Source organism: Pseudomonas sp. GZJR-8 (assembly GCF_002916705.1).
GTDB lineage: Bacteria > Pseudomonadota > Gammaproteobacteria > Pseudomonadales > Pseudomonadaceae > Aquipseudomonas > Aquipseudomonas synxantha_A.
Genome location: NZ_JXSI01000005.1, coordinates 18926 through 32261 on the forward strand (window position 1 = coordinate 18926; position 13336 = coordinate 32261).

General features: G+C 60.4%; 14 protein-coding genes. 8 read left to right on the forward strand and 6 right to left on the reverse strand.

Features of this window, described 5'->3' with window-relative positions; genetic code table 11:
* Window positions 1–32 precede the first annotated feature (32 nt).
* The gene (locus TK42_RS11850; RefSeq protein ID WP_003173733.1) at window positions 33–248 is read right to left on the reverse strand and encodes a molybdopterin-binding protein; all 216 of its coding nucleotides are present in this window, start codon (window positions 246–248) and stop codon (window positions 33–35) included.
* Window positions 249–624: 376 nt separating this feature from the next.
* On the opposite strand from TK42_RS11850, the gene TK42_RS11855 reads away from it, so the two are divergent.
* Window positions 625–1875, forward strand: a complete 1251-nt coding sequence (locus TK42_RS11855) for a ribonucleotide-diphosphate reductase subunit beta (RefSeq protein WP_005788524.1) — start codon at window positions 625–627, stop codon at window positions 1873–1875.
* Between the two features lie 46 nt (window positions 1876–1921).
* Here TK42_RS11855 and TK42_RS11860 read toward each other — a convergent pair whose 3' ends face one another.
* Window positions 1922–2221, reverse strand: a complete 300-nt coding sequence (locus TK42_RS11860) for a putative quinol monooxygenase (RefSeq protein WP_032875681.1) — start codon at window positions 2219–2221, stop codon at window positions 1922–1924.
* A 185-nt stretch (window positions 2222–2406) separates the two neighbouring features.
* Between TK42_RS11860 and TK42_RS11865 the strand changes: the two genes are divergently transcribed.
* On the forward strand, window positions 2407–2892 hold the full coding sequence (locus TK42_RS11865) for a DUF1289 domain-containing protein (RefSeq protein ID WP_032875684.1): 486 nt from the start codon (window positions 2407–2409) through the stop codon (window positions 2890–2892).
* Between the two features lie 44 nt (window positions 2893–2936).
* Here TK42_RS11865 and mdeB read toward each other — a convergent pair whose 3' ends face one another.
* Window positions 2937–5615 (reverse strand): alpha-ketoglutarate dehydrogenase, encoded by a 2679-nt coding sequence (mdeB, locus tag TK42_RS11870; RefSeq protein WP_103734270.1) that lies wholly within the window; start codon window positions 5613–5615, stop codon window positions 2937–2939.
* Between the two features lie 191 nt (window positions 5616–5806).
* On the opposite strand from mdeB, the gene TK42_RS11875 reads away from it, so the two are divergent.
* The 3 genes from TK42_RS11875 to TK42_RS11885 all read left to right on the forward strand — a co-directional run bounded on the left by TK42_RS11875 (window position 5807) and on the right by TK42_RS11885 (window position 8489).
* Window positions 5807–6727 (forward strand): class I SAM-dependent methyltransferase, encoded by a 921-nt coding sequence (locus TK42_RS11875; RefSeq protein WP_103734271.1) that lies wholly within the window; start codon window positions 5807–5809, stop codon window positions 6725–6727.
* A 148-nt stretch (window positions 6728–6875) separates the two neighbouring features.
* Window positions 6876–7592 carry a phosphatidylcholine synthase gene (pcsA, locus tag TK42_RS11880; protein ID WP_005788529.1) on the forward strand — a complete coding sequence of 239 codons (717 nt, stop codon included), beginning with the start codon at window positions 6876–6878 and terminating at the stop codon, window positions 7590–7592.
* Window positions 7593–7709: 117 nt separating this feature from the next.
* Complete coding sequence (locus tag TK42_RS11885) at window positions 7710–8489, forward strand: TSUP family transporter (protein WP_005788530.1); 780 nt, start codon at window positions 7710–7712, stop codon at window positions 8487–8489.
* Here the strand turns inward: TK42_RS11885 and nudC are convergent.
* Together nudC and TK42_RS11895 are read right to left on the reverse strand one after the other, a co-directional pair.
* The gene (gene nudC, locus TK42_RS11890) at window positions 8457–9290 is read right to left on the reverse strand and encodes an NAD(+) diphosphatase (RefSeq protein WP_103734272.1); all 834 of its coding nucleotides are present in this window, start codon (window positions 9288–9290) and stop codon (window positions 8457–8459) included. The genes TK42_RS11885 and nudC overlap by 33 nt on opposite strands.
* Window positions 9291–9295: 5 nt before the next feature.
* Window positions 9296–10108 carry a crotonase/enoyl-CoA hydratase family protein gene (locus tag TK42_RS11895; protein ID WP_032875698.1) on the reverse strand — a complete coding sequence of 271 codons (813 nt, stop codon included), beginning with the start codon at window positions 10106–10108 and terminating at the stop codon, window positions 9296–9298.
* Between the two features lie 185 nt (window positions 10109–10293).
* Between TK42_RS11895 and TK42_RS11900 the strand changes: the two genes are divergently transcribed.
* From TK42_RS11900 to TK42_RS11910, 3 genes are all read left to right on the forward strand, one after another.
* Window positions 10294–10848 (forward strand): UPF0149 family protein, encoded by a 555-nt coding sequence (locus TK42_RS11900; RefSeq protein ID WP_103734273.1) that lies wholly within the window; start codon window positions 10294–10296, stop codon window positions 10846–10848.
* Between the two features lie 161 nt (window positions 10849–11009).
* Window positions 11010–12266, forward strand: coding sequence for a 3-phosphoshikimate 1-carboxyvinyltransferase (aroA, locus tag TK42_RS11905; RefSeq protein ID WP_103734274.1), 1257 nt, complete (start codon window positions 11010–11012; stop codon window positions 12264–12266).
* Window positions 12267–12299: 33 nt separating this feature from the next.
* Complete coding sequence (locus TK42_RS11910; RefSeq protein ID WP_005788540.1) at window positions 12300–12689, forward strand: hypothetical protein; 390 nt, start codon at window positions 12300–12302, stop codon at window positions 12687–12689.
* Between the two features lies 1 nt (window position 12690).
* Here the strand turns inward: TK42_RS11910 and TK42_RS11915 are convergent, their stop codons facing one another.
* Window positions 12691–13290, reverse strand: coding sequence for an NAD(P)H-dependent oxidoreductase (locus TK42_RS11915; protein WP_005788541.1), 600 nt, complete (start codon window positions 13288–13290; stop codon window positions 12691–12693).
* Window positions 13291–13336: the final 46 nt, after the last annotated feature.

Sequence of the window (13336 nt, forward strand, 5' to 3'; positions counted from 1 at the left end):
AGGGGTAAGCAATCCCCACCCACGTTATCCATTCACAACTTGGCGATGGACACTTCCGTCGACTTCACAAAGGCAATCACTTCGCTGCCCACCTTCAATTCCAGGTCACGTACCGAGCGCGTGGTAATCACCGAAGTAACAATGCCGGACGCCGTCTGCACGTCGATTTCCGACACGACTTCCCCCAGCAGAATTTCCTTGATTACGCCTTTGAACTGGTTGCGCACGTTGATCGCTTTGATGGTCATGTCGGCTTTCCTTTTGGCTGTTGGGTCAATCCGCACGAATGCGCAGGCCCCCAAAATGCGCCTCACGAGAAAACATTAAAAGGAATAAATAACTATTTATTCATTCCATAATGATATATGAGGGAAATATCCTTCGGCGCCCATCTGCCCGGCGCCGCGCGCTCGACAGCGACGTATGACCGCATATCTTGTGCGTTGACCAACCTTGTTACACACCATATAGTGTGCCCACAAACAGAACAGACCACTACATAGTGTGCAGAATCGGTATTCACCGACCACACTCAGCGCAGTATTTCAATGCCTGGTAGCCTGCAAATCGCACATTTTTGGACGGGTTGAACACCGTCAGAACGGATCAGAAGGGAGTATTTCAATGCTGAGTTGGGATGAAGTCGACAACGAAGACACCGGTGCAGCGGTGATCAAAGGCGCCAACGCCGGCCATGCAAGCGAAGCCAACATGGACCGCCTCGACGGTGCCGGCGCCGCTGCTGCCCTGGAGGCGCGCAACGTGACCGCCAACGACTCCGCCGCGATCATCCGCGCCAAGGCCGCCCTGGACAAACTCGACGTCGCCGAAGGCCTCGCTGAGCTGGAAGGCTCCGCCGCCCGCGTCGCCGTCGACGAAAAGCGCATGATCAACTGCCGCGCCGACCTCAACCAACTCGTGCCTTTCAAGTACGACTGGGCCTGGCAGAAGTACCTCGACGGCTGCGCCAACCACTGGATGCCGCAAGAGGTCAACATGACCGCCGACATCGCCCTGTGGAAAAACCCCGAAGGCCTGACCGACGACGAACGCCGCATCGTCATGCGCAACCTCGGCTTCTTCTCCACCGCCGACTCCCTGGTCGCCAACAACCTGGTGCTGGCCGTGTACCGCCTGATCACCAACCCGGAATGCCGCCAGTACATCCTGCGCCAGGCATTCGAAGAGGCGATCCACACCCACGCCTACCAGTACTGCATCGAATCGCTGGCCATGGATGAAGGCGAGATCTTCAACATGTACCACGAGATTCCATCGGTCGCTAAAAAAGCCGCCTGGGGCCTCAAGTACACCCGCTCGATCTCCGATCCCAAATTCGAAACCGGCACCGTCGAGACCGACAAGGAACTGCTGCGTAATCTGGTCGCCTACTACTGCGTCCTGGAAGGCATCTTCTTTTACTGCGGTTTCACCCAGATTCTGTCCATGGGCCGCCGCAACAAAATGACCGGCGTGGCCGAGCAGTTCCAGTACATCCTGCGCGACGAGTCGATGCACCTGAACTTCGGTATCGATGTGATCAACCAGATCAAAATCGAAAACCCGCACTTGTGGGATGCCGAGATGAAGGAAGAAGCGACCCAGATGATTTTGCAAGGGACTCAGTTGGAGATCGAGTACGCTCGCGACACCATGCCTCGCGGTGTGCTGGGCATGAACGCGGCGATGATGGAGGACTACCTCAAGTTCATTGCTAACCGTCGTTTGTCGCAGATTGGCTTGAAGGAAGAGTACCCAGGCACCACCAACCCGTTCCCGTGGATGAGCGAGATCATGGACTTGAAGAAAGAGAAAAACTTCTTCGAAACCCGCGTGATCGAGTATCAAACAGGTGGTGCGCTGAGCTGGGACTGACGTAACGCTGTAGGAGCGAGCAAGCTCGCTCCTACAGTCAACGGCTTCAGTTCGACACCTGCTCCAGGAAAATCAACTGCAACGGCTCGCTGAGCAAAGCATCCGCCGTGGCGGCAAAGTGCTGGAAGTACGGCGTGGCAAAATGCTCATCCAGTGCTGCCTGGCTCTTGAACGCCTCGCGCATATAGAACGTGCCGGGTTCATCGCGTCGCTCGAACAACACGTAATCCAGATTGCCAGGTTCGGCCCGCGTCGGTTCGATCAGGCTCAGCAAGCCAGTCTTGAGCGCGTGTTCTTGGCCAGGTTTGGCCTTGAGTACGGCGAGGGATACCAGAGGTTTGGGCATGGCGATGTCTCTTTGAGTGGGTGGGTTGGAACAGCCGGCAACAGCGGTGAACATCACGGCATACAGCCAGGGTTTGATCGGTGTTCTCATGGGTGTCGCTCGCAATGGATTGAAGCCATCGTTGCCCATTTGGCGACGCAGAAACACCGACTAAACACGCTTACACTTTCTTCAAAGGCTTGAAAATGCCGCACTCCATCAAGACCCCTTGCGTCGGCCTGTGCTCCACCGTCTACGGTGATCTGGTCTGTCGGGGCTGCAAGCGCTATCACCACGAGGTGATCCAGTGGAATGGCTATAACCCCGAGGAAAAACAGGCGGTGTGGCTGCGTCTGGAACAGCTACTGGTGCAGGTGATGGCCAGCAAGCTGGAAGTGTTCGACCCACACTGCCTGCGACAGCAGTTGGAGGCCCGCAAGATTCGCTTCATGCCGCACCAGTCGCCGTATTGCTGGGCATACCAGCTGATCGCGCGGGGTGCACGGGTGATTTCCAGGCTGGATGCCTATGGATTGGCATTGCTGCCGGAGTTTCGCGAGCGCCACCTGGCGGATTTGCGCGATGCGATAGATCGGGAATTCTTTCTGCTTTCAGAGGCGCATTACGAGCGCTATATCGCCCCTGGATTCCTCAAGGATGCCTTCGGGCCAGCCCTGATCGCCACAGTCTAATGTGGGAGGGGCGGTGCGACGCTTCGACTTGCCCCCTCCCACAATCAGCAGGTCCAGGGCGCATCCCGTTCTGGCTGCAACCCGTAGAGATGAATCGCCCGCTGACACACCGCCGGCGCCAAACTCCCCTGCTCCACCAATGCCGTCAACGCTGCCAGCACAATATGGTGCCGATCCACCTCAAAGAAATCACGCAACGCCGCCCGTGTATCACTGCGCCCAAACCCATCGGTGCCGAGCACGGTGTAGCCCGAATCCACGTACGAGCCAATCATCTGCGGCACTGCCCGCACATAATCGGACACGGCAATCACCGGCGCGCCTTTGGGCAAACAGTCATGCAAATGACTGACACGCTTGATGCCCTGCGGATGCAGGCGATTCCAGCGCTCCACCTCTCTCGCTTCCCGCGCCAGTTCACTGAAGCTGGTGACGCTGTACACCGCGCTTTGCACCTGCCAGTCGTCCATCAGCAACTGCGCCGCCGCCAGGGCCTCACGCACCAGCGTGCCGGAGCCGAGCAGGCGCACCTGCGCGTCCTGCGTACCCTGCAAGCGATACATGCCCTTGATGATCGCGCCTTCCACGCCTTCCGGCAGGCTGGGTTGCGCGTAGTTTTCGTTCATCAGCGTCACGTAGTAGAACTCGTCGACATCCTGCTCCAGCATCCGACGCATACCGTGGTCGAGGATCACCGCAAACTCACCGGCGAACGCCGGATCATAGGCGCGGCAATTGGGCACGGCGGCGGCAGCAAGGTGGCTGCTGCCGTCCTGATGCTGCAAACCTTCGCCGCCCAGGGTGGTGCGCCCGGCCGTGGCGCCGAGCAGGAAGCCCCGGGCACGCTGGTCGGCAGCTGCCCAGATAAGGTCGCCCACGCGCTGAAAACCGAACATCGAGTAATAGATATAGAAGGGCAACATGCGCAGGCCATGCACCGAGTAACTGGTCGCGGCGGCCACCCAGGAACTGATGGCGCTGGCTTCGCTGATGCCTTCTTCCAGGATCTGCCCGTCGGTGGCTTCGCGGTAACTGAGGATCGAGCCGATGTCTTCCGGCTCATAGTGCTGGCCGACACTGGAGTAGATGCCAATCTGCTTGAACAGGTTGGCCATGCCAAACGTACGCGCCTCGTCGGCAACGATGGGCACGATGCGCGGCCCCAATTGTCCGTCTTTGAGCAAGTGGGTGAGCATACGGACGAAGGCCATGGTGGTAGACATTTCCTTGCCTTCAGCGGCCGTGGCGAAACCCGCATAACCGCTCATGGACGGCACGCTGACACGCGCTGCGAGCTGGCTGCGGCTGGGCACGTAACCGCCCAGGGTGTTGCGGCGCTGGTGCAGGTAGCGTAACTCCAGGCTGTCATCGGCCGGCTTGAAAAAACTCAAGGACTCGACCTGCTCATCCGACAGCGGCAATTGGAAACGATTGCGAAAGGCAATCAGCGCCTGGCGATCAAGCTTCTTCTGTTGGTGAGTGGTCATCTTGCCCTGCCCGGCTTCGCCCATGCCAAAGCCCTTTTTGGTCTGAGCCAGGATCACCGTGGGTTTGCCCTTGGTCCGGCGGGCAGCGTGGTAAGCGGCGTGGATCTTGACCATGTCATGGCCGCCACGCTTGAGGCGGTCGATCTGCTCATCGCTCAGGCCCTCGACCAGCTTGGCCAGGGATTCACTCTGGCCAAAAAAATGCTCGCGGTTATAGGCGCCATCCTTGGCGGCGAAGGTTTGGAACTGGCCATCCACGGTCTGCGAAAGGGTTCGGACCAATGAGCCGTCGACGTCCTTGGCGAGCAACGCATCCCAGTCCGAGCCCCACACGAGTTTGATCACGTTCCAACCGGCGCCGCTGAACAAGGCTTCCAACTCGTCGATGATGCGTCCATTACCGCGTACCGGGCCGTCGAGGCGTTGCAGGTTGCAGTTGACGACCCAGGTCAGGTTGTCCAGGCCCTCGCGGGCGGCCAGGGTCAGGGCTGACATGCTTTCCGGTTCGTCCATTTCGCCGTCGCCGAACACGCCCCACACATGGCGGTCCGAGGTGTCCTGCAAGCTGCGGTGCTGCAGGTAACGCATAAAGCGCGCCTGGAAAATCGAGCTGATGGGGCCAATGCCCATGGAACCGGTGGGGAACTGCCAGAAGTCGGGCATCAACCATGGATGGGGATAGCTGGACAGCCCGCGAGCGCCCTCCTTCGGCCCACCGATTTCTTGGCGGTAGTGGGCCAGATCCTGTTCTGTGAGGCGCCCTTCAAGGTAGGCACGGGCATAAATACCGGGCGCCGAATGGGGCTGGTAGAACACCAGGTCACCGCCGGATTGCTCGCTGCGGGCGCGGAAAAAGTGGTTGAAGCCCACTTCGAACAAATCCGCGGCGCTGGCGTAACTGGCGATATGCCCGCCCAGTTCGCCATACGCCTGATTGGCGCGCACCACCATGGCCAGGGCATTCCAGCGCACCAGCGAGGCGAGGCGCTCTTCGGTGGCCAGGTCGCCGGGAAAAGCCGGCTGCTGCTTGACGCTGATGCTGTTGATATACGGTGTGCCGTGGCGGGGTTTCCAGTCGATGCCCGGCGCACCGCCTTCGCGGGCCAGCAGGTCTAGAATTTCGCGGGCCCGGGCGGGGCCGGCATTGGCCACCAGCGAGGCCAGGGCATCACGCCACTCATCCAGCTCCTGCTGATCCTGCGCCGTGTGATTGACTGCGTGGGCGAAACCGTTCATGGGCACCTCCGGACTTTTTTTCCAGTTTATGTCGGTGCTGAAGGATTTTTTGCCTGTTATCAGGCTCACCCAACAGAATTTTGAGCATGAATCACTGTAGATCGGCTTTATTCCAGCACGTTGTGCTCATGCACCCGCAAACCCGGCAATTGTGTTTAAAATGCCGCCCGCCCGATGACTGACGCACAACGATGAACCCAGACGCACTCGCTACCCTTCACGCCCACTTGCTGACCGCCCTGGCTGACGCACCGGTGGAAACCCGGCGCCTGTTCCATGGCCGTGGCCGTTGCTGGCCGGGCCTGGAACAACTGACGGTGGACTGGCTGCAAGGGGTGGTGCTGGTGGCGCTGTTCAAGGAAACCGAGCACCTGCAGGCCCTCAAGCAGACGCTGCTGAACATCGACTGGGCGAGCTTTGGCGCGCACACAGTGGCGCTGCAACACCGCTACCTGCCGCAAAGCACCACCGAGTGGTTAGTGGGTGAGGCCATCGATGAGCTGACCATCACCGAGGGCGGCCTGCGGTACCTGATCGACCTGGGTAAAAAGCAGAACAGCGGGCTATTTCTCGACATGCGCTACGGGCGCAACTGGGTGCGCGAACAGGCCCAAGGCCAGCGCGTGCTGAATTTGTTTGCCTATACCTGCGGTTTTTCGGTGGCCGCCATCGAAGGCGGCGCCGACCATGTGGTGAACCTGGACATGGCCCGTGGCGCCCTCAGTCGTGGCCGCGACAACCATCGCCTGAACGGCCATGACCTGGGCAAAGTCACCTTCCTGGGCCACGACTTGTTCAAGTCCTGGGCCAAGGTCACCCGCAGCGGCCCTTACGATCTGGTGATCATCGACCCGCCGTCGTTCCAGAAAGGCAGTTTCCTGCTGACCAAGGACTACCAGCGCGTGCTGCGCCGCCTGCCGGACTTGCTCACCGCCCAAGGTACGGTGCTGGCGTGTATGAATGACCCAGCCTTCGGCGAAGATTTCCTGATCGACGGTGTAACCCGCGAGGCACCGGGCCTGCGCTTTGTGCAGCGCCTGGACAGCCCGCCGGAATTCCCCGACGTCGATCCGCAAAGTGGGCTGAAGGCCCTGGTGTTCCGTCAGGGTTGATGCCGAATCGTCCTACGCTTGCTACGCTTACGCAGACACCGGGCGGTGAACCTTATCCCCCTCTTCCCGGTCGATACCTGCATTCCCCGGCCAGACTCGACGGCGCTACGTTGTCGGCTGCCCCGTTTGACCTTTTGGAGAACCGCCCGTGATATCGACCCTGCATGTAGCCAGACTCAAAGCCTGGGGCGCCCACGGCTTTACTGCCACCGGTGTGGTACTGGCCTTCCTGGCCACCCTGGCGCTGCTGGAAAACTCCCCAAAGGCGTGCCTGCTGTGGCTGGGCCTGGCGCTGGTGGTGGATGGCGTCGATGGCTCGCTGGCGCGACGGGTGAATGTCAGCACGGTATTGCCCAGCTTTGACGGCTCGGTTCTGGACCTGGTGATCGATTACCTCACCTATGTGTTCATCCCCGCACTGTTTATCTACCGCTATATCGACCTGCCGGAATTTACCCACCTGTTTACGGTGTCGGTGATTCTGGTGTCTTCGCTGTTCTGCTTTTGCAATGTGAACATGAAGAGCAAGGACAACTACTTCGTCGGCTTCCCCGCCGCCTGGAACGTGGTCGCCCTGTGCGTGTACATCATCCAGCCTGACGCCTGGGTCACCTTGCTGACCGTGATCGGCCTGGCCCTGCTGACCGTGACACCGATGAAGTTTTTGCACCCGTTCCGGGTCAAGCGCTTCATGCCGATCAATATTGCGGTGACTACGATCTGGTTGCTGTGCAGCTTTTTGATGGTGGTGGACTATCCCAACACCAACCCGTGGACGTTTGGATTGTGGTCGCTGATGTCGGCGTATTTCCTGGGCATTTGCATCTGGCGCACGGCGCTGGAGTGGCTGGGAACCCACAAATAGCCAAGCAGACGGATTTAAAAATGTGGGAGGGGCTTGCTCCCACATTTGGTTCTGCGTGCATTCGGCAGGTAAGATGGCGGCCTTCGCATAGCGCACCTCCAACAATAAGCCCTGCCCATGCCCTTCGAACTCAGCGTTGACCTCACCACCCTGGCCATCCTGGCCGTCGTTGCCTTTATCGCCGGTTTTATCGACGCCATCGCCGGCGGCGGCGGGCTGCTGACCACACCGGCCCTGCTCACCGCCGGTATGCCACCTCACCTGGTACTGGGCACCAACAAACTCAGCTCCACCTTCGGCTCGGCCACCGCCAGTTTCACCTTTTACCGGCGCAAGCTGTTCCACCCGCGCCAATGGGTGCACGCCATCGTCGGTACATTGATCGGCGCGCTGACCGGTGCGGTGGTCGCCCACTACCTGCCCGCCGAAACCCTGAACAAGATGCTGCCGGTGATCGTCTTTGCCTGCGGGGTGTACCTGTTGTTCGGCGGTACGCCAAAGGCGCCGGTGGATGCCGAAGCACCGATCAAGAAGAAATGGCAGGCCACCCAAGGCTTTGGCCTGGGCTTCTACGACGGCGTGGCCGGGCCTGGCACCGGTGCATTCTGGACCGTCAGCACGATGCTGCTGCACCCCATCGACCTGGTGAAGGCCAGCGGCGTCGCGCGCAGCATGAACTTCGTCAGCAACGCGGCGGCGCTGACGGTGTTTATCATCAATGGCTCGGTAGACTGGATCGTCGGGCTGGCGATGGGCGTGTCAGTGATGTGTGGCGCGTTCTTTGGCGCACGCAGCGCAATCAGCGGCGGCGCCAAATTCATTCGCCCGGTGTTTATCACCGTGGTGCTGGGCCTGACCGTACGCCTAGCCTGGCAGCACTGGTTCAGCGTGGCCTAAGCGGCGGGCCACGTAGAGGTCGATCAGGTAACGTGCAATCGAACGTGACGCCGGCAACGGCGGCAGTTCGTGGATGTTGAACCACTGCGCATCCTCGATCTCGTCGGCCTGGGGCACGATGTCGCCACCGGCGTACTCGGCGTGGAAACCCAGCATCATCGAATGGGGGAACGGCCAGCACTGGCTGCCCATGTACTGGATATTCTTCACTTCTATCTGCACTTCCTCGCGCACTTCGCGGATCAGGCAGTCTTCGGCCGATTCGCCGGGTTCGGCAAAGCCGGCCAAGGTGCTGTAGACCCCTGTGACGAAACGTGGCGAGCGCGCCAGAAGAATCTCGTCACCACGGGTCACCAGCACGATCATGCTCGGCGAAATCCGTGGGTAGCTGCGCAGGTCGCAAGGCGCGCAGTACATCGCCCGCTCCCGCGGGACCTGAACCATGGCCTGGCCGCAACTGCCGCAGAAACGATGCTCCCGCGCCCAGGTGCCGATCTGGGCGGCGTAGCCCAGCACTCTGTAGAGAGTGTGATCGCCCTGTAGCATGAAACCGCGCAGCCCCTGCCAACTGCACCCTGGCACATCGGCAGCACTGTCGAGTTCCAGCAAGTACACCGGTTCACCATCGAGGTGGCCGATGCCGTGTTCAGCGAACACCGGCAGGTCCTGACGCTTAAGCCACTCCCGAGGGAACAGAGGGCCATTGGCGTCATGCAAAAAGCCCTCACGGCTGCGGGCGACGGTCCAGCCGCCGACGGCGTCGTTATCCAGCAGCGTTGTGGTAATCCAGCCTGGGGTCATATCAGTCAATCCACGAATTCGGGTTTCTGCTTGCTCATATGGGCCGCAATGGCCACGCGCAAGTCGTTGGATTGCAACATAGCCGAGTTCCAGGTGGCAACGTATTCCAGGCCGTCATTGACTGTGTGGTCACGCATGTAGCTGATCATGGCTTTGGTGCCGGTCACGGCGATTGGCGACTTGGCGGCGATTTCATGGGCGATTTCCATAACGCCGGCCAGCAGGCTGTCCTGATCGGCATACACGCGATTGACCAGGCCGATGCTGCGCGCTTCTTCAGCACCGAACTGGCGACCGGTGTAAGCCAACTCACGCAACATGCCGTCGCCGATGATGCGCGGCAGGCGTTGCAAAGTGCCTACGTCAGCGGCCATGCCGATGTCGATTTCCTTGATCGAGAACTGCGCGCCCTCGGCCGCGTAGCGCATGTCGCAGGCGCTGATCAGGTCAATGGCCCCGCCAATGCAGTAGCCCTGGATCGCGGCGAGTACCGGCTTGCGGCAATGGTCGACCGCATTGAACGAGGCTTGCAGCTCGAGGATCTTGCGCCGTAACAGGCGCGCATTACGCCCCACGTCCTTGCTGAACTCATTGGCTATCGAGGCCAGCATCATCAGGTCGATACCCGAAGAGAAATGCTTGCCCGCACCACTGAGCACCACGGCGCGCACGGCATCGGTGTCGTCGATCCATTGGAAGATGTCGATGATTTCGGTCCAGAACGCCGCATTCATGGCGTTGATCTTTTCCGGGCGATTGATCTGCACATGGGCAACGTTGCCGCTCAGTTCGACGACGAAGGCTTGGTATTCGGACATGGCAGTGATCCCTGACTGGCGATTGAGAAAGGCCAGACTATATCAAGGGTGCGCCACGGCGCATCGGCCAAAAGCGGGACTGGCCACGGTGAGGGAAAAGACGCTGGATAAAACCCGGTGCACACGCCATCCTTTGCGCTTTAAGCCGCCCCTGTCAGCGGCGCTCGACGTTTTAAGGATATGCCATGCACGCCCAACCCCTCTCTCCCGCCGATTTCGACTTCATTGACGCCACCTTGCTCAAATACGGTGAAGAGCACTCGGTGCTGAACATGGCCGAACTCGACGGTTATTTCACCGCCCTGGTTTCCAGCCCGGCCAAGGTGGACGTGGCCGAGTGGTTCCCGGCGATCTGGGGTGGGCAAAACCCTGAATGGGACAACATGGACGAGGCCCAGGATTTTCTCGAACTGTGTGTACGCCATATGAATACCCTGGCCGCTCAATTGGCCACCGACTCCCAGGCATTCAAAGCCCGTTTCGATGAAACCGAACATCAAGACCAGGCGGTGACGCTGGCTGAAGAATGGTGTTTTGGTTATGTGCGGAGTGTGACGATCGGCAACTGGCCGCCATTGCCCGCCGAACAAGCCGGGCAACTGGAAAAAATCACCGCGTGCGCCGAGCAGGACAATTTCGAACTTCCGGCGGACCTGGATATAAACGCCCATCAACAGCAGGTCAGCGAAATCGAACCGGCTGCGCGGGTGCTGCATGACTACTGGTTGAGCCAGCGTTAAGCCGGGCTTGCTGGCCCCGTCCCACATTTGAATCGGAGCACATTCCAGAAAATTCACGCAGATCACTTGCTCACTCGACAAGCATGGCGTGTTTGCCTGATTATTCGGGTCCGCACGTCGGCCACTCCACGCCACCTCGCCTTGACCAGGAGCCTTGTACCTTGAGTTCGCAAAAAACCGTGACCGTTACACCGCCCAACTTTCCTCTCAATGGCAAGGTCGCGCCCCCCGGCTCCAAATCCATCACCAACCGCGCCCTGTTGCTGGCGGCATTGGCCAAGGGCACCAGCCGTTTGAGCGGTGCGTTGAAAAGCGATGACACTCGCCATATGTCAGTCGCCCTGCGTCAGATGGGTGTGAGTATCGATGAGCCAGACGACACCACGTTTGTCGTCAACAGCCAAGGCTCGCTGCAATTGCCTGCCCAACCACTGTTCCTCGGTAACGCCGGGACTGCCATGCGCTTTCTCACCGCCGCCGTGGCCACCGTGCAAGGCAGCGTGGTGCTGGACGGCGATGAATACATGCAAAAGCGCCCGATTGGCCCGCTGCTGACCGCCCTCGGCCAAAACGGAATTCAGGTCGACAGCCCCACTGGCTGCCCGCCCGTGACCGTGCATGGCACAGGCAAGGTACAAGCCAGGCGCTTTGAGATCGATGGCGGTTTGTCCAGCCAGTATGTATCGGCCCTGCTGATGCTCGCGGCCTGTGGTGAGGCGCCGATTGAAGTGGCGTTGACCGGCAAAGACATCGGCGCCCGTGGCTACGTAGACCTGACCCTGGATTGCATGCGCGCCTTTGGCGCCCAGGTTGAAGCCGTGGACGATACCACCTGGCGCGTCGCCCCGACCGGCTACACCGCCCAGGATTACCTGATCGAACCCGACGCCTCGGCCGCTACCTACCTGTGGGCCGCCGAAGTGCTGACCGCTGGCCGTATCGACATCGGTGTCGCAGCCCGGGATTTCACCCAGCCGGACGCCCAGGCCCAGGCTGTGATCGCCCAGTTCCCGAACATGCAAGCCACGGTGGTCGGTTCGCAAATGCAGGACGCAATCCCGACCCTGGCCGTGCTCGCCGCTTTCAACAACACCCCGGTGCGTTTTACTGAACTGGCGAACCTGCGCGTCAAGGAATGTGACCGTGTACAGGCACTGCACGACGGCCTCAATGAGATCCGCCCAGGCCTGGCGAGCATTGAGGGCGACGACCTGCTGGTGGCGAGCGACCCAGCCCTGGCCGGCACCGCGTGCACGGCGCTGATCGACACCCACGCCGACCACCGCATCGCCATGTGCTTTGCCCTGGCCGGGCTGAAAGTTTCGGGGATTCGCATCCAGGACCCGGACTGCGTGGCCAAGACCTACCCTGAGTACTGGAAAGCCTTGGGCAGCCTGGGCGTTCAATTGACCTACTGACACGCCGATCGTGAAACTTCGCCGGGAGCGTCAATGACCATTCGCCAACCCTGCCCTCCCGGCGCCTGTGTGTGCGAGCGTGAACAACTGCTGGAGGCGCCCGGCGCGGACCTGCGCATCCTCCAGTTGACGCGACAGCAGGAAAAAATCCTGCTCGAACGCCTTGAAAACCTCAAGAGTCTGCAAGACCTTGAACACATGCAGCAGCGGATGTACGAGCAACTGGGCATCCGCGTGCACATTGCGCCTGGGCATACCGAGGTCAAGAGTATGCGCGGGATCCAGATCGTTATCGACGAGTTGCCGGGCATGTGCCGCAAGACTCGTCAATCGATCCCGGCGTCGATCCGCCGCGGCCTGGAAAAACGCCCCGAGATTGCCTACCGCTTGCTCGATGCCCACGACCTGTTTCGCGACACCTGAATCACCCCGCGACTGTCTCGCGCTGGAACATCCCCTGCCCCACAGCTTTGGCCGTGTGCAAATGCGCCTGGGCGCCCCCGCTCTCCGAATCCAGCAGCAGCTTGGACGTCAGCACCTGCGCCCCGCAGTAATCAAAGATGCCGTAATCGATCTGGGTGTGCATGGCCTTGGCATAGCCGTGCCGATCGAAAGCGCTGTCATCCGCGCCCCCGAGGGCCAGCAGGTGCACCTGCAAGTGGCGCAGTTTTTTCACGACGGGTGTGTCGGGGCCATAATCAATCGCCCAGCCGTTGACGAACACGCGGTCGACCCAGCCTTTGAGCAACGCCGGCATCGACCACCAGTAGATCGGGAAAGCCACCACCAGCGCGTCGGCGCGCTCGATACGCGCCTGTTCGGCCAGCACATCGGCCGGCGGAGTTGCATGAGCGCGGTGCACCTGATGGTCGGCGGCGGTGTAGCGTGGATCGAACCCTTCGGCGGCAAGGTCGGCGATTTCGAAGGTGTGGCCGGCGGCGGTCAAACCGGCGCCTACCTGAGCCGCTACGCTATGGGTGAGCGATTTCCGGTCGTGATGAGCAACTACGATCAAGGCGTGCATGACTTTAACTCCTGACAGGATTAAGCTACGTTTAGTAAGTTACGCC

Coding starts and splice junctions, on each gene's coding strand:
- TK42_RS11910 (WP_005788540.1), top strand. CDS start 12,300: ATGACCATTCGCCAACCCTGCCCTCCCGGCGCCTGTGTGTGCGAGCGT.
- mdeB (WP_103734270.1), bottom strand. CDS start 5,615: ATGAACGGTTTCGCCCACGCAGTCAATCACACGGCGCAGGATCAGCAG.
- TK42_RS11915 (WP_005788541.1), bottom strand. CDS start 13,290: ATGCACGCCTTGATCGTAGTTGCTCATCACGACCGGAAATCGCTCACC.
- TK42_RS11885 (WP_005788530.1), top strand. CDS start 7,710: ATGCCCTTCGAACTCAGCGTTGACCTCACCACCCTGGCCATCCTGGCC.
- TK42_RS11850 (WP_003173733.1), bottom strand. CDS start 248: ATGACCATCAAAGCGATCAACGTGCGCAACCAGTTCAAAGGCGTAATC.
- TK42_RS11860 (WP_032875681.1), bottom strand. CDS start 2,221: ATGCCCAAACCTCTGGTATCCCTCGCCGTACTCAAGGCCAAACCTGGC.
- TK42_RS11865 (WP_032875684.1), top strand. CDS start 2,407: ATGCCGCACTCCATCAAGACCCCTTGCGTCGGCCTGTGCTCCACCGTC.
- TK42_RS11875 (WP_103734271.1), top strand. CDS start 5,807: ATGAACCCAGACGCACTCGCTACCCTTCACGCCCACTTGCTGACCGCC.
- TK42_RS11855 (WP_005788524.1), top strand. CDS start 625: ATGCTGAGTTGGGATGAAGTCGACAACGAAGACACCGGTGCAGCGGTG.
- nudC (WP_103734272.1), bottom strand. CDS start 9,290: ATGACCCCAGGCTGGATTACCACAACGCTGCTGGATAACGACGCCGTC.
- TK42_RS11900 (WP_103734273.1), top strand. CDS start 10,294: ATGCACGCCCAACCCCTCTCTCCCGCCGATTTCGACTTCATTGACGCC.
- TK42_RS11895 (WP_032875698.1), bottom strand. CDS start 10,108: ATGTCCGAATACCAAGCCTTCGTCGTCGAACTGAGCGGCAACGTTGCC.